This window comes from Stenotrophomonas mori (assembly GCF_023556335.1).
GTDB lineage: Bacteria > Pseudomonadota > Gammaproteobacteria > Xanthomonadales > Xanthomonadaceae > Stenotrophomonas > Stenotrophomonas mori.
This window is the reverse complement of the sequence record NZ_JAIKTS010000004.1, coordinates 77,068-100,590: the sequence shown is the minus strand read 5'-3', so window position 1 is coordinate 100,590 and position 23,523 is coordinate 77,068. Positions and strand designations below refer to the sequence as shown.

The 23,523-nt window shown below is 71.6% G+C and carries 24 protein-coding genes; 14 read left to right on the top strand and 10 right to left on the bottom strand.

The window, feature by feature from the left end; translation table 11 throughout:
- Positions 1-229 precede the first annotated feature (229 nt).
- Positions 230-3,133, top strand: a complete 2,904-nt coding sequence (locus tag K5L01_RS11775; RefSeq protein ID WP_250064701.1) for a bifunctional diguanylate cyclase/phosphodiesterase — start codon at positions 230-232, stop codon at positions 3,131-3,133.
- A gap of 3 nt (positions 3,134-3,136) precedes the next feature.
- On the opposite strand, the gene K5L01_RS11770 is transcribed toward K5L01_RS11775, so the two are convergent.
- Positions 3,137-4,039 (bottom strand): LysR family transcriptional regulator, encoded by a 903-nt coding sequence (locus K5L01_RS11770; protein ID WP_250064700.1) that lies wholly within the window; start codon positions 4,037-4,039, stop codon positions 3,137-3,139.
- 101 nt (positions 4,040-4,140) lie between these two features.
- On the opposite strand from K5L01_RS11770, the gene K5L01_RS11765 reads away from it, so the two are divergent.
- The gene (locus K5L01_RS11765) at positions 4,141-4,932 is read left to right on the top strand and encodes a DODA-type extradiol aromatic ring-opening family dioxygenase (RefSeq protein WP_250064699.1); all 792 of its coding nucleotides are present in this window, start codon (positions 4,141-4,143) and stop codon (positions 4,930-4,932) included.
- 98 nt (positions 4,933-5,030) lie between these two features.
- Positions 5,031-6,677 carry a Na+/H+ antiporter gene (locus K5L01_RS11760; RefSeq protein ID WP_250064698.1) on the top strand — a complete coding sequence of 549 codons (1,647 nt, stop codon included), beginning with the start codon at positions 5,031-5,033 and terminating at the stop codon, positions 6,675-6,677.
- Positions 6,678-6,716: 39 nt separating this feature from the next.
- Here K5L01_RS11760 and K5L01_RS11755 read toward each other — a convergent pair whose 3' ends face one another.
- On the bottom strand, positions 6,717-6,953 hold the full coding sequence (locus tag K5L01_RS11755) for a DUF3297 family protein (RefSeq protein ID WP_250064697.1): 237 nt from the start codon (positions 6,951-6,953) through the stop codon (positions 6,717-6,719).
- A gap of 128 nt (positions 6,954-7,081) precedes the next feature.
- Here K5L01_RS11755 and K5L01_RS11750 point away from each other — a divergent pair, with 128 nt between their 5' ends.
- Positions 7,082-7,624: a DUF6630 family protein gene (locus K5L01_RS11750; protein ID WP_250064696.1), complete on the top strand. Its 543-nt coding sequence runs from the start codon at positions 7,082-7,084 to the stop codon at positions 7,622-7,624.
- A gap of 94 nt (positions 7,625-7,718) precedes the next feature.
- On the opposite strand, the gene K5L01_RS11745 is transcribed toward K5L01_RS11750, so the two are convergent.
- From K5L01_RS11745 to msrB, 3 genes are all read right to left on the bottom strand, one after another.
- Complete coding sequence (locus K5L01_RS11745) at positions 7,719-7,994, bottom strand: DUF4031 domain-containing protein (RefSeq protein WP_250064695.1); 276 nt, start codon at positions 7,992-7,994, stop codon at positions 7,719-7,721.
- Between the two features lie 13 nt (positions 7,995-8,007).
- Positions 8,008-8,514: a hypothetical protein gene (locus K5L01_RS11740; RefSeq protein WP_250064694.1), complete on the bottom strand. Its 507-nt coding sequence runs from the start codon at positions 8,512-8,514 to the stop codon at positions 8,008-8,010.
- Positions 8,515-8,642: 128 nt separating this feature from the next.
- Complete coding sequence (msrB, locus tag K5L01_RS11735; protein WP_250064693.1) at positions 8,643-9,110, bottom strand: peptide-methionine (R)-S-oxide reductase MsrB; 468 nt, start codon at positions 9,108-9,110, stop codon at positions 8,643-8,645.
- A gap of 108 nt (positions 9,111-9,218) precedes the next feature.
- Between msrB and K5L01_RS11730 the strand changes: the two genes are divergently transcribed.
- Positions 9,219-9,596 carry a classical arabinogalactan protein 4 gene (locus K5L01_RS11730; protein WP_250064692.1) on the top strand — a complete coding sequence of 126 codons (378 nt, stop codon included), beginning with the start codon at positions 9,219-9,221 and terminating at the stop codon, positions 9,594-9,596.
- 116 nt (positions 9,597-9,712) lie between these two features.
- Here the strand turns inward: K5L01_RS11730 and K5L01_RS11725 are convergent, their stop codons facing one another.
- Positions 9,713-10,192, bottom strand: a complete 480-nt coding sequence (locus K5L01_RS11725; RefSeq protein WP_250064691.1) for a winged helix-turn-helix transcriptional regulator — start codon at positions 10,190-10,192, stop codon at positions 9,713-9,715.
- A gap of 199 nt (positions 10,193-10,391) precedes the next feature.
- Here K5L01_RS11725 and K5L01_RS11720 point away from each other — a divergent pair, with 199 nt between their 5' ends.
- Together K5L01_RS11720 and alr are read left to right on the top strand one after the other, a co-directional pair.
- Positions 10,392-11,660, top strand: a complete 1,269-nt coding sequence (locus tag K5L01_RS11720; RefSeq protein ID WP_250064690.1) for a D-amino acid dehydrogenase — start codon at positions 10,392-10,394, stop codon at positions 11,658-11,660.
- Positions 11,660-12,745 carry an alanine racemase gene (gene alr, locus K5L01_RS11715; protein WP_250064689.1) on the top strand — a complete coding sequence of 362 codons (1,086 nt, stop codon included), beginning with the start codon at positions 11,660-11,662 and terminating at the stop codon, positions 12,743-12,745. The genes K5L01_RS11720 and alr overlap by 1 nt, the downstream gene beginning before the upstream one ends.
- A gap of 81 nt (positions 12,746-12,826) precedes the next feature.
- Here alr and K5L01_RS11710 read toward each other — a convergent pair whose 3' ends face one another.
- Positions 12,827-13,399, bottom strand: a complete 573-nt coding sequence (locus K5L01_RS11710) for a DUF3016 domain-containing protein (protein WP_250064688.1) — start codon at positions 13,397-13,399, stop codon at positions 12,827-12,829.
- Between the two features lie 207 nt (positions 13,400-13,606).
- On the opposite strand from K5L01_RS11710, the gene K5L01_RS11705 reads away from it, so the two are divergent.
- From K5L01_RS11705 to K5L01_RS11690, 4 genes are read left to right on the top strand one after another with little or no spacing between them, the layout of a single operon-like run.
- Positions 13,607-15,589, top strand: coding sequence for an ATP-binding response regulator (locus tag K5L01_RS11705; protein WP_250064972.1), 1,983 nt, complete (start codon positions 13,607-13,609; stop codon positions 15,587-15,589).
- A gap of 59 nt (positions 15,590-15,648) precedes the next feature.
- Complete coding sequence (locus K5L01_RS11700; protein WP_250064687.1) at positions 15,649-16,704, top strand: class I SAM-dependent methyltransferase; 1,056 nt, start codon at positions 15,649-15,651, stop codon at positions 16,702-16,704.
- The gene (locus tag K5L01_RS11695; protein ID WP_250064686.1) at positions 16,701-17,408 is read left to right on the top strand and encodes a pseudouridine synthase; all 708 of its coding nucleotides are present in this window, start codon (positions 16,701-16,703) and stop codon (positions 17,406-17,408) included. Before K5L01_RS11700 ends, K5L01_RS11695 begins: the two co-directional genes overlap by 4 nt.
- Entirely contained in the window at positions 17,405-18,085 is a 681-nt protein-coding gene (locus K5L01_RS11690) for an HAD family hydrolase (RefSeq protein ID WP_250064685.1), read from the top strand. Before K5L01_RS11695 ends, K5L01_RS11690 begins: the two co-directional genes overlap by 4 nt.
- 134 nt (positions 18,086-18,219) lie before the next feature.
- Here K5L01_RS11690 and K5L01_RS11685 read toward each other — a convergent pair whose 3' ends face one another.
- Positions 18,220-18,768, bottom strand: a complete 549-nt coding sequence (locus K5L01_RS11685) for a DUF1415 domain-containing protein (protein WP_250064684.1) — start codon at positions 18,766-18,768, stop codon at positions 18,220-18,222.
- A gap of 224 nt (positions 18,769-18,992) precedes the next feature.
- Between K5L01_RS11685 and K5L01_RS11680 the strand changes: the two genes are divergently transcribed.
- A complete protein-coding gene (locus K5L01_RS11680) occupies positions 18,993-20,456 on the top strand; it encodes a benzaldehyde dehydrogenase (RefSeq protein ID WP_250064683.1) in 1,464 nt (487 codons plus the stop codon).
- 13 nt (positions 20,457-20,469) lie between these two features.
- Positions 20,470-21,594 (top strand): NAD(P)-dependent alcohol dehydrogenase, encoded by a 1,125-nt coding sequence (locus K5L01_RS11675; protein ID WP_250064682.1) that lies wholly within the window; start codon positions 20,470-20,472, stop codon positions 21,592-21,594.
- Positions 21,595-21,696: 102 nt separating this feature from the next.
- On the opposite strand, the gene K5L01_RS11670 is transcribed toward K5L01_RS11675, so the two are convergent.
- Positions 21,697-22,182 (bottom strand): YajQ family cyclic di-GMP-binding protein, encoded by a 486-nt coding sequence (locus tag K5L01_RS11670; protein WP_250064681.1) that lies wholly within the window; start codon positions 22,180-22,182, stop codon positions 21,697-21,699.
- Between the two features lie 60 nt (positions 22,183-22,242).
- A complete protein-coding gene (locus K5L01_RS11665; RefSeq protein WP_250064680.1) occupies positions 22,243-22,479 on the bottom strand; it encodes a hypothetical protein in 237 nt (78 codons plus the stop codon).
- 109 nt (positions 22,480-22,588) lie between these two features.
- On the opposite strand from K5L01_RS11665, the gene K5L01_RS11660 reads away from it, so the two are divergent.
- Positions 22,589-23,500, top strand: a complete 912-nt coding sequence (locus K5L01_RS11660; RefSeq protein WP_250064679.1) for a DMT family transporter — start codon at positions 22,589-22,591, stop codon at positions 23,498-23,500.
- Positions 23,501-23,523 lie beyond the last annotated feature (23 nt).

Sequence of the window (23,523 nt, the reverse complement as noted above, 5' to 3'; positions counted from 1 at the left end):
GCTGGCGTATCCGCGGCGGCGAGCCTTCCCGTCGGCGGCGTTGTGCTGCATGCTGCGGGCACGTCCCTTGCCGGGGAACCCGCGGGGCGGCGGGGGACGAAGTGCCGGGGGCGCGGTCGGGGGACAGCGCGGGAAGGAGCCGGTGCCGGGAGTGGCCGGACAGGACGGGCCGCGTGCCCATGACCGCCGAGCGATCGCCGAGGGAGGGAGAAGTGCGTTGCACCTGACCATGAGTCCCGCACTGCGTCCGATCACCGCGTTCGGTGTCCTGATCGCGCTGCTGCTGGCGGCATCGCTGGTGGCGATGCTCTGGAGCGACCGGGACGGCCGGCTGCAGTCGGCGCAGCGCCAGAGCCTGGCGCTGGCGACCGGTGGCGAGCGCCTGCTGCGCGCCGAGCTGGCAACCCTGGAGCGGGCGTTGCGGGGCGTGGCCAGCCACGGGCGCGAGTACCGGCGGCAGTCGCCGGAGCAGGCGTCCTCGCTGCTGGCGACCAGCCTGCGGGTGCTGCTGGAACGGCACGGCGACATCGCCGCGGTCACGGTGGTCGACGACGACGGCGCGCCGTTGTCCGGCGGCCGCGGTGATCCGACATTGCGGCACTGGACCCTGCCGCAGCACCGCGTGCTGACCGGCGAGCTGTATGTCGGAGGACTGGAGGCGGTTCCCGACGGGGGGCTGGTGCTGCGCACCGCGGTGCCGCTGCAGCCCGGGGAGTGGCTGCTGGCGCGGCTGCACCTGGCGCTCTTCGAGCGTGTGGTCGGCAGCCTGGATACCGGCGACCGCGGGCTGGTATCGGTCGCCAGCCGCCATGGCCAGCTGCTGGCGCACAGCCTGGACCCCGCGGCGATGGAGCGTTCGCTGGCACGGCCACCGCACCTGCCGCTGGCCTCGCTGCTGGCCGACAGCGGCGGCGACGGCATCCGCCGCGTCGCCGCGCTCAACGCGCCGCGCGACTATCCGCTGGTGGTGTTCGCGGGCCTGCCGTACGACGAGATCATGGCGTCGTGGCGGACCCACCTGGCCGTGGCCATCGGCATCTACCTCCTGTACCTGGGCGGGTTCGCCTACCTGTTCCACAACGTGCACCGCGGCGCCCGCCGGCAGGCACGGCTGGCCGAGGCGCTGCGCACCGGCGCCGCCGAGCTGGCGTTGGCGCACCGAGTCGGCAAGGTCGGCACCTGGTCGATCGACGGCGAGGGGCGCCTCCTGAACTGGTCGGCGCTCACCCGGCGCATGCTCGCCCTGCCGCTGCGGCAGGCCAGCCTGCAGGTGTTCTATGACCATGTGCATGCGCAGGACCGTGCGGCGCTGCAGGCGCAGGTGGCCGGGGCCCTGGACACCGGACGCGCGGTCAGCGCCCTGTTCCGGTTGCGGCTGCACGACGGCTCGCACCGCTGGCTGTCGGTGCAGGGCGATCGCGTGCGCCGGCGCACCCCGCAGCCACGGGTCACCGGGGTGGTCACCGACATCACCGAGCGGGTGCGCAGCCAGGCGCGGGTGCAGCAGGCGGAGCGGCAGTTCCGGCTGGTGTTCGACCGCAACCCGGCGCCGGTCTGGATCTTCGATGCGGCCACGCTGCGGTTCCTCGAGGTGAACCAGGCGGCGATCGAACGCTATGGGTACAGCCGTGGCGAATTCCTGGCCATGGGCCTGCCCGACATCCGCCCCCAGGACAGCCACGAGGAGATCCTGCGCACCCTGGAGGACGTGCGCCACGGCCGCGATGCATCCGCGCGCGTGCACATGCACCGCCGGCGCGATGGCCGCCGGTTCGAGGTCGTCGCGCACCTGGCGTGGCTCGAGTTCGACGGCCGCGCATCGGGGCTGCTGCTGGCCGAGGACGTCAGCCAGCGGCTGGCGTACGAGCGGGACCTGGCCTGGCGCGCCAGCCACCACCCGGGCACCGGGCTGTTGATGGTCCAGGCCCTGGCCGAACGGCTGGACAGCCGTGCGGACCCCTACACGGTCATCCACGTGCAGCTGCGCGGATTGCAGCTGGTGACCGATACCCTGGGCCGCGAGGCCGGCGAGGAGGTGCTGCAGGCGGTGGTGGCGCGGCTGGGCGCGCTCGGCCTGCGCTACGGGCTGCTGGCCTACCAGCCGGCGGAGGACTTCGTCCTGGCGGTGACTGCCACGCACGAAGCGGAGCGCGCGTTGCGGGCGGTGCGCGACACCGTGTCCGAGCCGGTGCGCGGGCGCGACTCCTTCCACCAGCTGGAGCCGCGCATCGGCGTGGCCGTGTGTCCGGACGATGGCAGCCGCGCCGACCAGGTGCTGGGCCATGCCGCGAAGGCCGCGCATGCCGCGCGCGAGAACGGCGTGGTGGTGCTGCGCTTCGACCAGGCCCTGGCGCGCCGCCATGCCGAACGCCTGCAGCTGGCCGGACGCATCCACCTGGCCATCGAACGCAACGAATTCGAGCTGCATTTCCAGCCGATCCGGCATGCCGCCAGCGGTGCGCCGGCGCTGCTGGAGGCTCTGTTGCGCTGGCCGCAGCCCGGCGGCGGCTACATTCCGCCGGCGGACTTCATCCAGCTGTGCGAGGACACCGGGCAGATCATCGCGCTCGGCCGCTGGGTGATCCAGGCCGCCGCGCGTGCCGGCCAGGTGCTGGCCGCCAATGGCTGGGCGGGCCTGCCGGTCGCGGTCAACGTGTCGGCGATGCAGCTGTTCAACACCGACCTGGCCGGGGATTTCGTGCGTGCCGCGGCGGCCTGCGGGCTGCCGCCGGGCGCGCTGCAGATGGAATTGACCGAGAGCAGCCTGATGCGCAATCCGGCGCAGGCGATGCAGGTGCTGGAGCGGATGAACGCCAACGGGTTCGCGGTCGCGCTGGACGACTTCGGCACCGGCTTCTCCAGCATGTCCTACCTGCAGCACCTGCCGCTGGATGCGCTGAAGATCGACCGTGCCTTCGTCGCCGATGTCGAGCGCAACCCGCGCAATGCCGCCATCTGCCGCGCGCTGCTGTCGCTGGGCCACGGCATGGGCCTGGTGGTGGTGGCCGAGGGCGTGGAGACGCAGGGACAGCTGGACTGGCTGGTGGCGCACGGCTGCGACCAGGTGCAGGGCTACCTGCTCGGGCGGCCGCGTCCGCTGGCCGAGCTGCTGGCGTCGCTGGGACCGGCGTGACGCTCAGCGCGACGGCGCGGCCGGGTCCTCGCCCGCCAGGCGCTGGACCAGATAGTCGATGAAGCTGCGCACCTTCGGCGCCAGATGGCTGCGGCTGGGGTACACCGCATGGATCCCGACCGGCGGCAGGTGCCAGTCCGGCCGCAAGCGGCCTGCGGCCAGCGCCGGAGCGACGATGAAGTCGGGCTGGGCGATGATGCCCATGCCGGCGATCGCGGCCTCGCGCAGCACGTCGCCGTTGTTGGCGCGCAGGTGCGCCTGCACGGGCACGTCCACGGTCCGCCCCTGCGGGCCCTGCAGTTGCCAGCTGTCGCCGCCGGCCCAGTAGCTGTAGGCCAGGCAGCGGTGGGCGGCCAATTGCTCCGGTGCCTGCGGGACGCCTTCCCGCTCCAGGTAGGCGGGGGCCGCGCACAGCAGGATCCGCGCCTGTGCCAGGCGCCGTGCGATCAGCGCCGGCGCCGGCGCGCGGCTGATACGGATGGCCAGGTCGAAGCCTTCTTCGACGATGTCCACCTGCCGGTCGGACAGCGAGAGGTCCAGCGCGACCTCCGGATGGTCATGGGCGTAGCCGGGCAGCAGCGGGGCCAGGCGGGCGATGCCGTAGCTGACCGGGGCGCTGATCCGCAGTCGTCCCGACGGTTGCAGCGACTGCGCGCTGACCGAGGCTTCCAGCGCATCGAACTCGGCGAGCAGCTGTACGCAGCGCTGGTAGTAGGCGGCCCCGATGCTGGTGGTGCCCACCCGCCGTGTGGTGCGGTTGAGCAGGCGGGCGGACAGGCGCTTTTCCAGCGCCGCGATCTGCCGGGTGACCGCGGCGGGGGACAGCTCGAGCGCCTCGGCCGCGGCGCTGAAGCCGTTGCGCTCGACGACGGCGACGAACACACGCATGGCATCGAGAGTGTCCATTGTTCCTGCTTCGGCAATAAAACGTTGAATCCGAGGGTATTTGTCGGAGGCGCCGGCGGCAATAACCTGAGTCTCCCCGTCGCATCCGCGTGGAGACCGCCATGCCGCTCATGCCGTCGCTGTACCTGTCCCATGGATCGCCGATGACCGCGCTGCAGCCCGGCGCGGTGGGCGCGCGGCTGGCGGAGCTGGCCGCGGCGTTGCCGCGCCCGCGGGCCATCGTGGTGGCCTCCGCGCACTGGCTGGCGCCGGCGCCGCGGGTATCGGCCGCGCCGGTGCCGGAGACCCTGCACGACTTCACCGGGTTCCCGGACGCGCTGTACCGGCTGCACTACCCGGCGCCGGGTGCGCCGGCGCTCGCCGAAGAAGTCGCTGCGCACCTGGCCGCTGCCGGCCTGCCGGCCACCCTCGATCCGCAGCGCGGCCTGGACCACGGTGCGTGGGTGCCGCTGCGCTATCTGTATCCCCGGGCCGACGTCCCGGTGCTGCAGCTGTCGATCCAGCCGCGGCTCGGCCCCGTCCACCAGTTCGCGCTGGGGCGTGCGCTGGCACCGTTGCGGGCCCGGGGCGTGCTGGTCATCGGCTCCGGCAGCCTCACCCACAATCTGCACGAGCAGCGCGGCTACCCACCGGGCGCGGAAGCTCCGTACGTGCGCCCCTTCACCGGCTGGGTGGAGGCGCGGCTTGCCGCCGATGACCTCCCGGCGCTGTTCGACTATCGCCGGCAGGCGCCGTTCGCCGCCCAGGCGCATCCGACCGACGAGCACCTGCTGCCGCTGTATGTCGCGATGGGCGCCGTCGGCTCGGAGCGGCTGGGCGCGCGCCGCATCGAAGCCGGCATCGAGCTGGGCTTCCTGGCCATGGACCTCTACCGCTTCGACGGCGCCGCCTGAGGCGCGCGGCTCCTCACCGGAGACGGCCGCGCGCTGTGGTAGTTTTTCCGGCGGTATTCCAACCGTCGCTGCCGTGGTGGTGACTTCGTGGAAAGAGCATGCACACGATCGAAGTCGTTCTGGCGATGCTGGTGGCGGTGGTCGCCAGCGGCTACCTGGTAAGAATCCTGCCGTTCTCGCTGCCCTTGCCGCTGGTGCAGATCGGCCTGGGGGCGCTGATCTCCGGTGTCTTCAAGCGCGGGCACGCGCTGGAACCGGACATGTTCTTCCTGCTGTTCCTGCCGCCGCTGCTGTTCCTGGACGGTTGGCGCATCCCCAAGCAGGGGCTGTTCCGCGACAAGGGGGCGATCCTGGAGCTGGCGTTCGGCCTGGTGGTGTTCACCGTGGTCGGTGCCGGCCTGCTGATCCACTGGCTGATCCCGGCGATGCCGCTGGCGGTGGCCTTCGCGCTGGCGGCGATCGTGTCGCCGACCGATCCGGTGGCGGTCGGCGCCATCGCCTCGCGTGCGCCCATCCCCAAGCGCCTGATGCACATCCTGGAAGGCGAGTCGCTGCTCAACGATGCCTCCGGCCTGGTCTGCTTCCGTTTCGCGGTGGCGGCGGTGATGACCGGCAGCTTCTCCCTGGCACAGGCGTCGCTGACCTTCCTGTGGCTGGCGTTCGCCGGGCTGGCCATCGGCGTGGCGGTGACCCTGGGGGTGTCCACGTTCCAGCGCTGGCTGTGGCGTTCGTTCGGCGAGGAGCCGGGCGCGGCATTGCTGGTCAACCTGCTGATCCCGTTCGCGGCCTACCTGCTGGCCGAGGAGTTCAAGGCCTCCGGCATCCTGGCCGCGGTCGCCGCCGGCATCACCATGAGCTATGTCGAATTGACCGGACGCGTCAGCGGCAGCATGCGGGTGCAGCGCGCGGCGGTGTGGAACACCGTGCAGTTCAGCTTCAACGGCATCATGTTCGTGCTGCTGGGCGAGCAGCTGCCCGGCATCGTGCAGCGCGCGGCGGACACCATCGCGGTCACCGGCCACGACGCCTGGTGGTGGCTGCTGGTGTACGTGGTGGCGATCAACGCGGTGCTGTTGGCGCTGCGGCTGGCCTGGGTCTGGCTGTCGCTGCGCTGGAACCTGCTGCGCGCGCGCTGGCGGGGCGAGGCGCGTGCCGCGACCACGTCCTGGCGGGTGGTGCTGGCGATGTCGGTGGCCGGGGTGCGCGGTGCCATCACCCTGGCCGGCGTGCTGACCCTGCCGCTGATGGTGCCCGGCGGCGAGCCGTTCCCCGCGCGCGACCTGGTGATCTTCCTCGCCGCGGCGGTGATCCTGGTCTCGCTCTGCAGCGCCAGCCTGCTGCTGCCGCGGCTGCTCAAGGGCCTGGAGCTGCCCAAGGACGACGATGGCCGGCGCGAGGAGGACCTGGCGCGCACGCTGTCCTCCAGGGCCGCGCTGGCGGCGGTGGAGCGGACGCGGCAGCAGCTGGTGAGCGGCCAGCCCACCTCCAACGTGCAGCTGTACAACGATGCCGCGGCGCGGGTCAGCCTGTTGTACCAGCGCAACCTGGAGCGCGGCCTCGGGCCGGACGAGGATCCGGAGAAGGTGCGGCGCATGGAACAGGCCTACCGCAGCCTGCGCGCCGCCGGGCTCACGGCCGAGCGCGAGGAGCTGTTCCGCCTGACCCGCCGCGGACAGGTGTCCGACGAGATCGCGCGCCGGATGATCCGCAACCTGGACCTGCTGGAAAGCCGGCAGCGCGGCTAGGCGGCGCGGGCCCGGGCCCGGCGCCGCCGGGGGACTGCCTCAGCCGAGGAAATACGGTTCGACCGCGCCGGCGATCTTCAGGGTCATCGGATTGCCGCGGCGGTCGCGGGCCTTGCCGGCCTGCACCCGGATCCAGCCTTCGCTGACCGAGTATTCCTCCACGTCGTCGCGCTCGATGCCGTTGAAGCGCACCCCGACGCCACGCTCGAGCGCGGCCGGATCGTGGAAGGGGCTGCCGGGATTGACCGCCAGGCGGTCGGGAGGGGTGTCGCTCATGTCGTCCGAGGGTGAAGGCCGGAAGAGCCTTCTTCGCAGCCGGAAAGGATAACCGGTGCGGCCGCCGCCTTCCGCTGCGCCGCGCCCGCCGGCAGAATGCGGCTCATCGCCCCGTGGAGAAGACGTCCGTGCCCGACAACAGCGCCGATTACGAGGATTCCGACGAACGTGTGCCGGAGTTCGACGGCGACGACCACCCCGCACGGGTGTGGAACCTGCTCTGGCTGATCAACCCGGGCGACGAGGACGCGGCGCTGCAGCAGTTCGATGCCTGGCGCGAGGCGCGCGCCGGTGCCGAAGAGGACGGCGCCGGCGAGGCCTGGCTGTGGGACCTCAAGGACGCCATCGACTGGCGGGCGGGGTTCCACGTGGACGCGGCGGACGTGGAGTCGTTCGTGGCCGCGCTCGATGAGCTGGCCGCGCGCTGGAACCTGGCCATCGACTGGGGCGGGGACCTGGACGACGAGGACTTCACCGCGGACCTGGACGTGGCCACGCTGATGGGCACCGCCTACGACCGCCTGCGCGAGCACGGCTATTCGCTCTGGGCCTGGAATACCGGCGGCGGCAGCCATGCGGGCTGGATCGCGCTCAGCCGCGACGACGAGGCGATGCTGGCGTTGTGCTCGCTGCTGGGCGTGGAAGTGCGCCCGGGCAGCGACGCTTTCTGATCCCCTTACCCGCGGGTGCGGGAGGCGTGCCGCCCCCGGGTGTCGCCGGCGGCTGCGGCGGATCGGCCACAGCCGCGGCACCCCCGGGCCGCGGCTAGGCTTGGTACTGGGCGCGGGCGTTGGCGATCACCCGGCGCACCTGGGCACGGTCGACGTGCCGGGAGATCGGCCGCGCGCCCAGGGCGATGGCCTGCGCGCGCAGCGCCGCCGGCACGTCGTAATGCGCGCCGCTGGGACGGTTCTGGAACGCACGCCGCGGTATCCCGAGCTGCTGCGCCATGGCATGCAGCTCGGGCAGGGTGTCGGCCATCAGGTGCGCCCAGCGCTCGCCGCGCCAGGGATGCACCGCATCGTCGACATACACCGCCACGGCCGTCCGGGGCTCAGGCCCTGGGGGCGCCGTCGTCGGCCGCGGTGTCCGGTGCCGGCGCAGCAGGGTCGGCATCGGCATCGGCATCGGCCGGAGCGCCGTCGGCGTCCCGCACCTCGCCGGTACCGTCAGCGTCTTCGGCGCCTTCGAACTCGGACACCAGGCCGGCCAGGTAGTCGTCGGCGGTCTGGCCTTCGTCGGCCGCCAGGTCGTCGATCATCTGCTGCAGGGCCGCCGAGTACTCCAGGGTGACCTTGCGGCCTTCCTTCTCCTGCACGTTGGCCAGGTGCTTGAGCATGGCCAGCATCGGCACCGGGTTGTCGGCGTTGCCCATGGTCTGGCCGCCGATGGCCAGCAGCCATTCGCTGCCCTGCAGGCCGATGGCGGCCACCACCTGGCCTTCCTCGTTGACCAGCGCGGCATGGTTCTGGACCGGCTGCTGGGCGTTCAGGCGGGCGAACGGACGGCGCGGGGCCTGCTTCTTGCGCTTGTCGCGCTTGGCTTTGGACTGCTTGGACATGGTCATCCGGCAAAAGGGAAACGGCCGCCATTGTAGGCGCCTGTCCCGGCGGGCGCGGCACGGGCGCCGCCGGCATGGCCGGGGACGTGCTGCGGGGACGCGGATACACGGGCCCCGCGGCGGCCCGCTCAGCCGGCGCGCGCGCTCTCGGCGCCGCCGCGCCGCAACGGGTCCGGCCATGCGGCCCCCTGCTCGACGAACCGCAGCGAGACCGAGTTCAGGCAGTGCCGTTCGCCGGTCGGTGGCGGCCCGTCCGGGAACACGTGGCCGAGATGGCTGCCGCAGCGCGCGCAGACGATCTCGGTGCGCACCATGCCGTGGCTGGCATCGTGCACGCGGCCGACATGCGCGGGATCGAACGGCGCGAAGAAGCTGGGCCAGCCGGTGCCGGAGTCGAATTTGGCGCTGGAGCGGAACAGCGGCAGGCCGCACAGCCGGCAGCCATAGACGCCCTCGCGCTTGTTGTCCAGGAACACGCCGCAGAACGGCGCCTCGGTGCCATGGTGCAGCAGGACGCGCTGCTCCTCGCTGCTGAGGCCGGCCACCAGGGCCGCGCGCTGGGCGCTGTCGGGGGGAGTCAGGTCGAAGGCGGTCATGGCACGGCATCCTTGGGACGGATACCAATGGTAGGGTCGGGCGGCGGCCGGTCCAAGGCCGCCTTCATGGCGGCACACAAGTGGGCAACGGGCGAAAAGGAGACGCGGATGAACTGGACGGGATATGCGCTGTTGGCGGTGCTGATGGCCGTGCCGGCGTCCGCACAGGCGCAGTTGAGGCCGCCGTCCGCGCCGACCGCGACGCGTCCGGTGGCATTGCCGGAGCCGCCGCCGTCGTCGGCCGCCCCGCGTGAATCACGGCGGGAGGATGCGCGTCCGGCGGCACCGCCGCCGGCCGGCAAGCCGAAGCCGGCCGTGCCGCCGCCCCCGGCGCGGCCGATCTACGACAGCAAGGGCCAGCCGGCACCGTACCTGCGGCAGACCAGCCCGGGCCGCGTGCTGGATACGCGTACCAACCGCTATTACGACACGGTGCCCAAGGGGGTCGGCCAGCAGGTGGTGCCACCGCCGGCCGGCACCCGCTGAACCGCGCGGCGCCGGGTCCTGCACGGCAGGGCCCCGCCTGCAAGGCTCCTGCGCAGCGCCTGGCCGCGCGACACGGGCATTGCCCGAAAGCCGCGACATGGCGCCGTGCGGCACGGCTACTCGGCGATGGGCAGGTACAGGGTCTCCTTGACCTCTTCCATCACGATGTAGCTCTTGGACTCGCGCACATGCGGCAGGCTCAGCAGGGTGCTGCCGAGCAGCTTGCGGTAGGAGGCCATCTCGCTGATGCGGGCCTTGAGCAGGTAGTCGAAGTCGCCCGACACCAGGTGGCATTCCAGGACATTGGGCAGCTTGACCGCCGCGCGCCGGAACTCCTCGAAGATGTCCCCGGACTTGTAGGCCAGGCTGATCTCCACGAACACCAGCAGCCCGGCCTTCACGTAGTGCGGGTCGAGCCGCGCGTAGTAGCCGGTGATCACCCCCTCGCGCTCCAGCCGGCGCACGCGCTCGGTGCAGGGCGTGGTGGACAGGCCGATGCGCTCGCCCAGCTCGGTGAAGGAGATGCGCCCCTCGGACTGCAGGACGCGCAGGATCTTGCGGTCGATCTTGTCCAGTTCGCGGCTGCGGGCGGCCATGGCACTCTGGCGTTATGTGAAGGACATGAGAGATTACCCTGTTTTGCCGGACAATAAAGGTAAAAGCACTGGCATTAACCGAATATACTGCATCGTTCATGGTGCCTGCCCGGAGAAGGGCAGGGAATTGATGCAGTCCAAGCCTGCCGATGCGCCTGCTGCGCACGGACCGTCGGCGGGCCGGTTCGGGGAGTAGACGATGCGGGTTCTGATACTCGGCAGTGGTGTGATCGGCACGACCAGTGCCTGGTACCTGCGACAGGCAGGGCATGAGGTGACGGTCGTGGACCGCGAGCCGGGTCCCGCGCTGGAGACCAGTTTCGCCAACGCCGGCCAGCTGTCCTTCGGGTACACCTCGCCGTGGGCGGCGCCGGGCGTGCCGCTGAAGGCGGTCAAGTGGCTGTTCCAGGAACATGCGCCGCTGGCGATCCGCCCCACCGCCGACCTGGCCCAGTACCGCTGGCTGTGGCAGATGCTGCGCAACTGCACCGCCGGCCGCTACGCGGTCAACAAGGCGCGCATGGTGCGGATGTCCGACTACAGCCGCGACTGCATCAACGAGCTGCGCGCGGCCACCGGCATCGACTACGAAGGCCGCCGCCTGGGCACCACCCAGCTGTTCCGGACCCAGCAGCAGCTCGATGCCGCGGCCCAGGACATCGAGGTGCTGCGGCAGTACGGCGTGCCCTACGAAGTGCTGGACCGCCAGGGCATCGTGCGGGTGGAGCCGGCGCTGGCGAGCAAGGCCGACAGCCTGGTCGGGGCCCTGCGGCTGCCGGAAGACCAGACCGGCGACTGCCAGCTGTTCACCCGCAAGCTGGCGGCCCTGGCGGCCGCGGCCGGTGTCGAGTTCCGCTTCGGGCAGACCGTGACCGGGCTGCAGCGCGACGGCGACCGCATCACCGGGGTGCGCATCGGCGACACGGTGGAGACCGCCGACCGCTACGTGGTGGCCCTGGGCAGCCATTCCTCGCGCTTGCTGGCACCGCTGGGCATGCGCCTGCCGGTGTACCCGCTCAAGGGGTATTCGCTGACCCTGCCGATCACCGATGCGGCGATGGCGCCGACCTCGACCATCCTGGACGAGAGCTACAAGGTGGCGGTGACCCGCTTCGAGGACCGCATCCGGGTCGGCGGCATGGCCGAGGTGACCGGCTACGACCTGTCGCTGGACCCGCGCCGCCGGGTGACGCTGGAGAAAGTGGTCAACGACCTGTTCCCGCAGGGCGGCGACCTGTCGCGCGCCGAGTTCTGGGCCGGCCTGCGCCCGGCCACGCCGGACGGCACGCCGGTCATCGGTGCCACGCCCTGCCGCAACCTGTTCCTCAACACCGGCCATGGGACCCTGGGCTGGACCATGGCCGCCGGGTCCGGCCGCTACCTGGCCGACCTGATCGACGGCAGGACGCCGCAGATCAGCAGCGAGGGCCTGGACATCTTCCGCTACGGCGGCAGCGGGGTGCGCTGATGCGCCCGGCACAGGCACTGATCGACCTGGAGGCGCTGCGCCACAACTACCGGCTGGCGCGGAAGTTGGGCGGCGGCAAGGCGCTGGCGGTGATCAAGGCCGATGCCTACGGGCATGGCGCGGTCGCCTGCGCGCGCGCGCTGGAGCAGGACGCCGACGGGTTCGGCGTGGCCTGCATCGAGGAAGCGCTGGAGCTGCGCCGCGCCGGCATCACCCGGCCGATCCTGCTGCTGGAGGGCTTCTTCGATGCCGCCGAGCTGCCGCTGATCGTCGAGCACGATCTGTGGACCGCGGTGGCCTCGCCCTGGCAGGTGGAGGCCATCGCGGCGTTCGTGAGCGCCGCGCCGCTGCAGCTGTGGTTGAAGCTGGACAGCGGCATGCACCGCCTGGGCCTGACCCTGGAGGAGTTCCGTGCGGCCCATGCGCGGCTGTCGGCGTTGCCGCAGGTTGCACCGATGGTGCTGATGAGCCACCTGGCGCGCGCCGACGAACTGGACAGCCCGCGCACGCTGGAGCAGTTGGCGATGTTCGAGCGCGCCATCGCGGGCCTGGAGGGCGAGACCAGCCTGTGCAATTCACCGGCACTGCTGGGCTGGCCACAGCTGCGCAGCGACTGGGTACGGCCGGGGCTGATGCTCTACGGCGCCGATCCGCTGTATCCGCAGGCCGGTCCCCATGCCGGCGAGCTGCGTCCGGTGATGACCCTGCAGTCGCGGGTGATCGCGGTGCGCGAGATCGCCACCGGCGAACCGCTGGGCTATGGCGCGCGGTTCGTCGCACCGCGGCCGACGCGGGTCGGCGTGGTGGCCATGGGCTATGCCGATGGCTACCCGCAGTTCGCCCCGAACGGCACGCCGGTGCTGATCGACGGCGTGGACGGTGCGCTGATCGGCCGGGTGTCGATGGACATGCTCACCGTGGACCTCACCGACCATCCGCGTGCCGGCGTGGGCAGCCTGGTCCAGCTGTGGGGAGACTCGCCGACCCTGTCCGAGCTGGCGCCACGCTGCAACACCAGCGCCTACCGGCTGCCGTGCAGCCTCAAGCGCACGCCGCGGGTCTACCTGCAGCAGCAGCCGTCCTGACGGAAAAGGAAGCGGGAACAGGAACGGAAAAGGGCCGCGGATGCGGCCCTTTCCTGTTCCAGCGACGATGCCGCGCGGCGATCAGAGTCCGGCGGTGCTGCGGTCCTGGCGCAGTTCGCGGCGCAGCCAGTCGTCGAGCAGGCGCTTCTCATAGCGCAGCGGGTCGGTATCGGACAGGCGGGTGGGGCCGTACAGGTAGGCGTTGTCCACCAGCTTGCGCTCGCCCTGGTCGATCACCTGGCCCTGCGCGTCGGTGAGGGTGAACTGCAGGCTGATCCGCGGCGGGTAGATGTCGCGCATGAAGCGCACATCGTCCAGGCGCGTGCCATGCCACGGCTCGTAGTCGCCGGCGCGCTTGATGTCGGTGAGGGTGACGGCCAGCTGCTGGTCGCCGGGCAGCTCGCGCGCGGCCTGCTTGCGCAGGTGCTCGGCCAGCTTCACGACCCAGTCGCCACGCTGGGCCTCCCAGCGGTTGCGGCTCTGGCGCAGCTCGGCGAACCCGGACGGATCGTTCCACTGCACCTGCACCGGCCCGTCGGCAGGCAGGGCGCGGGCGGCCTGTGGATCGGCGACATTGTTGCCGGGGCGTGCGTGCGCGGTGCCGGCTGCCAGCAGGCAGGCAAGCACCAGGGCGGCGGTAATCGGGGTCTTCATGGGGAACCTCCGCGGACGGGCGTCGTCAGCAGTGTGGGGGCGCCGGCCGCCGTCGGCAACCGTGTTTTCCGCCGCCGGGCGATGACCGTTGCGGTCGATTCATCATCACACCGTGTGGATACACTGCCGAACAGACTGATGGAACACGACGCCGTGCCGACACGCCCCGCCAACGCCTTGTCCATGCAGCCGACCCCCACCATCCCCATGTCGACGCCGGAGGGCGGTGCGCTGGATAGCCTGCCGCTGTACCAGGAAGTGTTCGAGGCGGTGGGTACCGGGTTCTGCGTGATCGAAGTGCTGTTCGAGCAGGCCTGCGCGGTGGATTTCATCCACTGGAAGGTCAACGCGGCCTTCGAGCGCATCACCGGGTTGTCCGGTGTGGTCGGGCGCAGGGCCACCGAGGTGTTGCCGGGGCTGGACGACTACTGGTTCCGGGTATTCGGCCGGGTGGTGAACGAGGGCGTCCCGGCGCAGTTCGAGCGCTACCTGCCGCAGCTCGGGCGCTGGTATTCGGTGGAGGCGGTGCGGCTGGGGCCGGCGCCGGAGCGGCGGGTCGCGGTGTTGTTCTTCGACATCTCGCTGCGCAAGCAGGTCGAGACCGATCTGGCCGAGAGCGAGGCGCGCTTCAGTGCGCTGGCCGACGGCCTGCCGATGCCGGTATGGGTGCTGGACGACCTGGGCCGGGTGCGCTTCGTCAACAGTGCCTTCGGCAGCTTCTTCGGGCTTGGCGCCGAGCAGCCGTTCGGGCCGCGCTGGTGGGTCTCGCTGCTGCATCCGGCGGACCTGAAGGTGTTCGAGTACGCGCTGGACGAGGCGCTGAAGAACGAGAGCGAGCTGCATGTGAACGCACGCCTGCGCCGCCACGACGGGCAATGGCGCTGGCTGGAGATGAACGCGGTTCCGCGTTTTGCCGCCGACGGCCGGTTCGTCGGTCTTGCCGGCAACAGTCCGGACGTCACCGAGCGCCGCGAGATCGACATGGGCCGCGAGGAGCTGCTCGAGGCCGAGCGCGCCGCGCGCAATGCCGCCGAGGCCACCACCCGGATGAAGGACGAGTTCCTGGCCACGCTGTCGCACGAGCTGCGCACGCCGTTGACCACCATCCTGGGCTGGAGCGAACTGCTGCTGCAGCGGATGGAGGCCGAGCACCCGATGCGTCGCGGGGTGGAGGTGATCGCCAGCAGCGCGATGGCGCAGAAGCGGCTGATCTCGGACATGCTCGACCTGAGCAGCATGCTGCTCGGCAAGGTGCAGCTGGAGGCGGAGGTGGTGGACCTCGCCGAGCAGGTCCACGAAGCCGTGCGCCTGCAGGAACTGGTCGCGCAGGAGAAGTCGCAGGCGTTGCGGGTGGCCGTGCCATCCTCGCCCTGCCTGGTGCTGGGCGACGCCACCCGGCTGCAGCAGGTGCTGTGGAACCTGCTGTCCAATGCGATCAAGTTCACGCCGGCCCACGGGGAAGTGGATGTGCTGCTGTGGCGCGACCGGGCGCACTACGTGGTGGACGTGCGCGACAACGGCGACGGCATCGCACCGGAATTCCTGGCGCACCTGTTCAGCCGTTTCAGCCAGGCCGACAGCACCACCACGCGCCGGCACGGCGGGCTCGGCCTGGGGCTGGCGATCGTGCAGCAGCTGGCCGAACTGCATGGCGGCTCGGTGACCGCCGAAAGCCCTGGGGCCGGGCACGGCGCGACGTTCCGCATGCGCCTGCCGGCCTACCGCGCGCAGAGTGCCGACAACCCGCGCCGCGCGGTGCGGCGGCCGACACCGGGGATCCAGGTCGTGGCCGCGCAGTCCCTGGCCGGCCTGCGCATCCTGGCGGTGGAGGACCAGCCGGAGGTGCTGGCCTATCTCCGTCGCGTGCTGGAAGAGCAGGGCGCACGGGTGGTGGCGGCGGTGTCCGCGGCCGAGGCGCTGGAGCAGCTGGACCTGCGCGGCGCGGAGGGATTCGACGTGCTGGTCAGCGATATCGGCATGCCCGGCATGGACGGCTATGGCCTGGTGCGCACGCTGCGCGAGACCCTGGGCGTGTCCGCGGGGGAGCTGCCGGCGGTGGCGGTGACCGCACTGGCGCGCGACGACGACCGCCGCCGGGCGATCGCGGCGGGCTTCCAGAACCATGTGACCAAGCCCTACAGCGTGGCCCAGCTGGTCGGCGCGATACGCCAGGCGTGCATGGCCGGTTGAGCCCGGGCACCTGCGCGGGTCGCTAGAATGGCCGGCCCTGTCCCGCCGCCCGTACCGCGATGGCCGCTTCCCAAGACGCTCCCCTGCAGACGCTGTTCCTTCCCTTCGCCAGCGGCGCGCTGGCCTGGCCGCAGGCGCCGGTGCTGTTCCTGCGCGCGCGCGAGGGCTGGGCGCTGCGCACCCATGCCGCGGCCGCCCGGCTGGTCTGCGTGCAGGGCTTCCGGCCGTTCGCGCAGGCCCTGGAGGACGGCGGCTGGACACTGCGCGAGGAAGCCGATTTGGAGGCGTCCGACGACCGTTTCCCGCTGGTGCTGGCGCTGCCCCCGCGGCAGCGCGACGAGGCCCGCGCGCTGCTGGCGCGGGCGTTGGCACGGGTGGCGCCGGGCGGTGTGCTGCTCGCCTGCCAGGCCAACAACGAGGGCGCGCGCTCGGGCGAAGGCGACCTGCAGCAGCTGGCCGGCCTGGGGGGCAAGTTGACCAAGCACCATTGCCGTGCGTTCTGGACCGGGCCGCTCGATGGCGGCCACGACGAGGCCCTGCGGACCCGCTGGGCGGCACTGGATGCGCCGCGTCCGATCCTGGACGGGCGCTTCCGCAGCCGCCCCGGCGTGTTCGCCTGGGACCGCATCGACCCGGCCTCGGCGCTGTTGGCGGAGCAGTTGCCGGCCGACCTGGCCGGGCAGGGAGCCGACCTGGGCGCCGGCTGGGGCTACCTGTCCGCCGAGGTGCTGGCGCGTTGCCCGCAGGTCGCCGGGCTGGACCTGTACGAAGCCGACGCCCGCGCCCTGGCGCTGGCCCGTGACAACCTGGCCGGCCAGCGCGCACGGCTGGCCTTCCACTGGCACGACGTCACCGCCGGCATCGACGGCCGCTACGACTTCGTCGTCTGCAATCCACCGTTCCATACGCCCGCGCGGCAGGACCGGCCGGACATCGGCCAGCGCTTCATCGCGGTGGCGGCGCAGGCGCTGCGCCCCGGAGGGCGGCTGTTCCTGGTCGCCAACCGGCACCTGCCCTACGAGCAGATCCTCAGCGCGCATTTCGGGGAGGTGCGGGTAGCGGCCGAGCGCGACGGCTTCAAGGCGATCGTCGGCATCCGCGGTGGGCGCCCGTGAAGCTGGTCAAGCACATCGCCAATCTTGGCTATGGCAGCCGCAAGCAGGTGCAGTGGCTGTTCCGCGAAGGGCGCGTGACCGATGCCGGCGGTGAGGTGCTGTACGCCGACGACACGGTCGGCCACGACGCCATCCGCATCGACGGCGAGCCGCTGGACCCGCCGCCGGGCCTGGTCCTGATGCTGCACAAGCCGGCCGGCTACACCTGTTCGACCAAGGACCAGGGGCGGCTGGTCTACGACCTGCTGCCGCCGCGCTTCCGCGGGCGTTCGCCGCTGCTGTCGACGGTGGGGCGGCTGGACCGCGACACCAGCGGCCTGCTGCTGATGACCGACGACGGCGCGCTGCTGCACCGGATCGTGTCGCCGAAATCGCGCCTGGACAAGGTCTACGACGCGCAGCTGGCGCAGGACCTGCGCGGCGACGAGGCGGCGGCCTTCGCCAGTGGCGGCCTGATGCTGGAGTCGGAGGACCGGCCGCTGCTGCCGGCCGAGCTCGAGGTGCTGGGCCCGCGCCAGGCACGGCTGACCCTGCACGAAGGCCGCTACCACCAGGTGCGGCGGATGTTCGCCGCGGTCGGCAACCATGTCCAGGCGCTGCACCGCCGCGCGGTCGGTGGGCTGCGGCTGGGGGACCTGGAAGAGGGCCGGTGGCGGCCGCTGGACGCCGCCGACCTGCAGCAGCTGTTTGGAGACGCGCGATGACCGCGGGGCTGGAGCTAGCGGTACGGCCGCAGGCGGTGATCTTCGACATGGACGGGCTGATGCTCGACAGCGAGCGGGCGCTGCTCGGCTGCCTGGCGCAGGCGGGCGCCGAGGCCGGGCACGACCTGCCGCAGGCGTTCCTGCTGTCGCTGATCGGTTCGAGCGATGCGCTCACGCGGCAGCGCATCGCCGGACAGATCGGCGCCGACGCCGTCGACGGCCTGCTGCGGGCGTCGTATGCGCGGTACGACGTGCTGGTCGCCGCCGGCGTGCCGCACCGGCCCGGCATCGTCGAGCTGCTGGAGCTGCTCGCCGCGCATGGGGTGCCGCGTGCGGTGGCGACCTCCACCCGGCGTCCGCTGGCGCTGCGCAAGCTGGAAAGCGCCGGCCTGCTCGGCTATTTCGAGCATGTGGCGACCAGCAGCGACGTTGCCCATCCCAAGCCGGCGCCGGACATCTACCTGCTGGCCGCGCGCAGCCTGGGCGTGGACCCGCGGCACTGCCTGGCGCTGGAGGATTCGCCCACCGGCGTGCGTGCGGCGCTGGCCGCGGGAATGACCGTGGTGCAGGTGCCCGACCTGCTGGAGCCGGATGCCGGCGTGCGTGCGCTGGGCCACGCCATCGCCGGGTCGCTGCACGACGTGCGCGGACTGCTGCAGCCCTTGTTGTCCGCGTAGAGCGGCGCCCCGCCGGAGCATTGCCGGCCAGGCCCCGCCGGGCGCTGCCCGGCGCTACGGACCCGCAGCGATCCGTCCTGCCGTATAGGGCGGGGGCGATGCCCCGCCCGGGCTTCCCCGGCGGAGAAGGCGCATCACTCCCCGGCCAGCAACCTGTTCCAGCCCTCCACGCCCAGCCTGTCCAGCGTGGCGATGTTGCGCTCGACGATCACGTCCGGGTCCGGGAACGCCGCCACCGCGCGTTCCACGCTGTCCTCGCGCAGCAGGTGCAGGATGGGATAGGGCGCGCGGTTGGTGTAGTTGCTCACGTCGTCCGGTGCGGTGCCGGCGAACTGGTAGCGGGGGTGGAAGCTGGCCACCTGCAGGATCCCCTGCAGGTCCAGGGCCTCCACCGCCGCTTCGGCGCTGCCGAGGAAATCGTTGTAGTCGAGGAAATCGTCCAGGACCCGCGGGTGCACGATCAGGGTGGTGTCGACCTGGTCGGCGGGGGTGTCGCGCAGCCGCAGCAGCTCCTCGGCCAGCTGCTCCAGCAGGGCTTCCGGGGTGGTGGCGTCGCTGAGCACGAAGCGCACCTGTTGCTTGATGTACACCGCCTTGGCGAACGGGCACAGGTTCAGCCCGATGACGGCCTTCTCCAGCCAGTGGCGGGTGAGGGCGATGGGGTCGGCGTCGGTATCGGTCATGGCGGGCACGCGGGCGGGCTGGGCAGGCGATTGTAGAGGCCGGCGCCGGGCGCCGCCGCCACGCGGTCATCGCGGCGCCGTTCACTGTCCGCAAACTGGAGACCGCGCATGGTGGGACGCCCCGACACGGCTGCCGCCCCGGGGGACACGGCCGGTGGCGGGCGGGCAACGCCGCGGCACGCGGATCCGCGGGCGGCAGGAACGACGCAAAGGAGCATTCGACAATGGTGACACCGGGTTTTCTTCCTGCCGGACTGTGGGCAGGCAAGCTGTTCGATGGCCGCTGGCAGGCCGGGAGCAGCGTGCAACCGGTGCTGGAACCGGCTACCGGCACGGTGCTGGGCAGCATCGCGACGGCCGATCCGGCGCAGGTCGCGCGTTCGGCCGCGGCGGCGGCCCGGGCGCAGCGCGACTGGGCCGGCATGCCGTATGAAGACCGTGCCCAGGTATTGCGCCGCGCCGCGCAGCTGGCGGAGGAGCATGGCGCGGACATCGTCGAGTGGCTGGTGCGCGAGTCCGGCTCGACCCGGCTGAAGGCGGGGTTCGAGGCGAAAATCAGTGCCAAGGCACTCCACGAGGCGGCGGCGCTGCCGTCGCGCAGCATCGGCGAGATGCTGCCGTCCAGCCCCGGCCGGCTGAGCCTGGCGCGTCGCCGTCCGCTGGGCGTGGTGGGAGTGATCTCGCCGTTCAACTTTCCTCTCTATCTGGCCATGCGTGCGGTGGCGCCGGCGTTGGCGCTGGGCAATGCGGTGGTGGTGAAGCCGGACCCGCGCACGGCGGTCTGCGGCGGCCTGGCCATCGCCCGCCTGTTCGAGCTGGCGGGCCTGCCGGCCGGCCTGCTGCATGTCCTGCCCGGCGACGCTGCCGCCGGTGCGGCGCTGGCCAGCGATCCGCACGTGGCCATGATCCAGTTCACCGGCTCCACCGCGGCCGGCCGCAAGGTCGGCGAAACCGTCGGCCGGCACCTGAAGAAGGTGTCGCTGGAGCTGGGTGGCAAGAACGCGCTGATCGTGCTGGACGACGCCGACCTGGAGCGGGCCGTCGCCAATACGGCCTGGGGCGCCTACCTGCACCAGGGCCAGATCTGCATGGCGACCGGGCGCGTGCTGGTGCAGCGGAGCATCTACCCGCGGTTCCTGCAGACGCTGGTGGCCAAGGCGCGTTCGCTGCGGGTCGGCGACCCGGCCGCCGCGGACGTCGCGCTGGGACCGCTGATCGATGCCCGGCAACGCGACCATGCCGCGCGCGTGGTGGCCGAGGCCGTGGCCGCAGGCGCCACCCTGGAGGCCGGCGGCGGCTACGACGGGCTGTTCTTCGAGCCGACCGTGCTGAGCGGGGTGGACCGCGGCAACCCCGCGTTCAACGAAGAGATCTTCGCGCCGGTGGCGGTGGTGGTGCCGTTCGACAGCGACGACGAGGCCGTGGCGCTGGCCAATGACAGCGAATACGGGCTGTCGATGGGCATCGTCTCCCGCAACGTCGGCCGCGCGCTGCAGCTGGGCGAGCGCCTGCATGCCGGCCTGCTGCACATCAACGACCAGACCGTGAACGACGAGGTCATCAACCCGTTTGGCGGGGTCGGCGCCTCGGGCAACGGTGCCCGTATCGGTGGCCCGGCCAACATCGAGGAATTCACCCAGTGGCAGTGGCTCACCCTCAAGGGTGAGGCCCCGGCCTACCCCCTTTGACGAGGAGAAGACCATGAGTGCAAGCGCGGAACTGCGCGACATCACCGTAGCGGTGGTGCGCGCCAAGGAACAGCCCTTCAACATCGAGCCGGCCCGCATCCGCGGTCCGAAGGGCGATGAGGTGCTCGTGCGGGTGGTCGCCACCGGCCTGTGCCACACCGACCTGATCGTGCGTGACCAGTACTATCCGGTGCCGCTGCCGGTGGTGCTGGGCCATGAAGGGGCCGGTGTGGTGGAGGCGGTGGGCCCGGCGGTGCAGGACCTGGAGGTGGGCGACCACGTGGTGCTGACCTACGGTGCCTGCGGCCACTGTGATCCCTGCAGTGGTGGCCATGGGGCCTACTGCAAGGACTTCTACGGCCTGAATTTCGGCGGGGGCGGGCTGGACGGCAGCACCGCCCTCCAGGACCCGCAGGGCCAGCCGCTGCATGACCACTTCTTCGCCCAGTCCTCGTTCGCCACCTATGCCCTGAGCCGCGAGAACAATGCGGTCAAGGTGCCGGAGGATGCGCCGCTCGAGCTGCTGGGGCCGCTGGGCTGCGGCATCCAGACCGGTGCCGGCGCGGTGATCAACTCGCTCAAGGTCACGCCGGGCAGCAGCTTCGCCTCCTATGGGGCCGGCGCGGTGGGCCTGAGCGCGGTGATGGCCGCACGCGTGGCCGGTGCCACCACCATCATCGCCATCGACGTGGTGCCCTCGCGGCTGGAGCTGGCCAGGGAGCTGGGCGCCACCCACACCCTCAACAGCCGCGAGGTGGACGTGGTGGAGGCCGTGCGCGGGATCACCGGCGGCGGCGCCGCGTTCGCGCTGGAGTCCACCGGCCGCGCCGAGGTGCTGGAACAGGGCATCCAGGCACTGGGCGGGCGGGGCATGATGGGCGTGGTCGGCGCGCCCCGGATGGGCACCAAGGCGGCGTTCGACATCAACGAGCTGCTGATGGGGGGACACAGCATCCGCGGCATCGTGGAGGGCGACAGCGTCCCCAAGGTGTTCATCCCGCAGCTGGTGCAGCTGTATCAGCAGGGGCGCTTCCCGTTCGACAAGCTGGTGCGCTTCTACCCGCTTGAGCAGATCAACCAGGCCGCCGAGGACAGCACCAAGGGCATCACCCTGAAGCCGATCCTCAAGATCGGCTGATGGCCGGCGCCGTCGTGGGCCCGGCGGGCCCGCGATGGCGCCTCCGCGCGGCCGGGCTCCGCGCGCGTTCCGTGGCAGCCGCATCGGCTGCCGTCGTCCGGCTCAGTCGCGGAAGTTGTCGAACTGCAGCGGCTGTTCGAACTCGCTCTTCTTCAACAGCGCGATCACCTCCTGCAGGTCGTCGCGCTTCTTGCCGTTCACGCGCAGCTTGTCGCCGTTGATCTGGGTGTCGACCTTGATCTTGGATTCCTTGATCTTCGCGGCGATCTGCTTGGCCAGCTTCTGCTCGATGCCCTGCTTGACCGTGACCTGCTGGCGCGCACCGGCCAGGTTGCTCTCGATCTCCCCGAATTCCATGCAGCGTGCATCGATGCTGCGCGCGGACAACCGCTGGCGCAGGATGTCGGCCATCTGCTTGAGCTGGAAATCACTGGGTGCCGACAGCTTGATCAGCGCCTCGCCGTCCTGCTCGAAGCGGGCGTCCACGCCCTTGAAGTCGAAGCGCGTGGACAGCTCGCGGTTGGCCTGGTCGATGGCGTTGGTGAGTTCGTGCTTGTCGACTTCGGACACGACGTCGAAGGAAGGCATGGGAGGGCTCCTGGCGGGAAAACAGCGGCCATTCTAGGCGATCGCCCCGTGGCGCCGCCGTCAGGGCGCGTCCTTCCACTGCGCATGCAGCAGGGTGGCCGCCGCGTGGCAGGCTGGGGCGTCCTTGTTGGACAGCACGATCACCACCTCGCCGTCGTGCGCGACCAGCACCCCGCCGGAAGAGCGCCCGGCCGCTTCCAGGCCGAGGGCGAAACCGGCCAGCCGCGCCAGGTCGGTGGCCGAAGGCGTCTGCGTGGCGACCGTCGTGCAGGCCGCGGACAGGGTCAGCGCGGCCACGGAGCGAAGCAGGGTGGAAAGGGCCGGCAGGCGCCAGGCCCCGGCGGAAGATGGGGACGGGCATAGTGGCCGTGCGGCGGGCGCCGGCGCGGCCTGCGATAATCGGCCCATGCCCGTTTCCCCCTCGCCCGTTCCGCGCTCTCCCGCCGCCGCCGTGGCGTGGATGCTGTCCGCCGTCGCCTTCTTCTCGCTGATGGACGCCGGCATGAAGCTGCTGTCGGCCGGCTATCCGATCCTGCAGGTGACCATGCTGCGCGGCGCGGCCTCGCTGCCGTTCGTGCTGGTGTGGGTGCTGGCCACCGCCGGGCCGCGGTCGCTGGTGCCGGTGCGCTGGGGCCTGCACCTGCTGCGCGGGGCGCTGGGCATGACGATGATCGGCTGCTTCGTGTTCGCCCTGCGCGACCTGCCGCTGTCCACCGCGTACAGCATCTATTTCGTCGCCCCGCTGCTGGTCGCCGCCTTGTCCGTGCCGCTGCTCGGCGAGCGGGTCGGGCCGCGGCGCTGGGTGGCCATCGGCGTCGGCCTGCTGGGGGTGATCGTGGTCCTGCGCCCGGGGGTGGACGGGTTCATCTCCATCCCGGGGCTGATGGTGCTGGTGGCCGCCACCGCCTATGCCATCGCCGCGATCACCGTCAGCCTGCTGACCCGTACCGATAGCTCGCAGTCGATGGTGGTCTGGTTCCTGGTCATCATGGCCATCGGCGCCGGCCTGCTGGCGATTCCCGGCTGGGTGCCGCTGCAGGTCGCGCATGTGCCGCTGATCGCGGGAATGGGCCTGACCGGCGCACTGGGCCAGATCGCCCTGACGCGGGCGTTCCAGCTGGGCGAGGCCTCGATGATCGCGCCGCTGGAGTACAGCGGCCTGGTCTGGGTGATCGGCTGGGACCTGCTGCTGTGGGGCGTGCTGCCGGACCGCGCGACCTGGATCGGGGCCGCGATCATCGTCGCCAGCGGGCTCTACCTGCTGCACCGCGAGCGGGTCCAGCACGCGCACCGGCCCGAACCGGTCGACCGTCCCTGAGCGCGCGGCGGCCGGCATGGAAG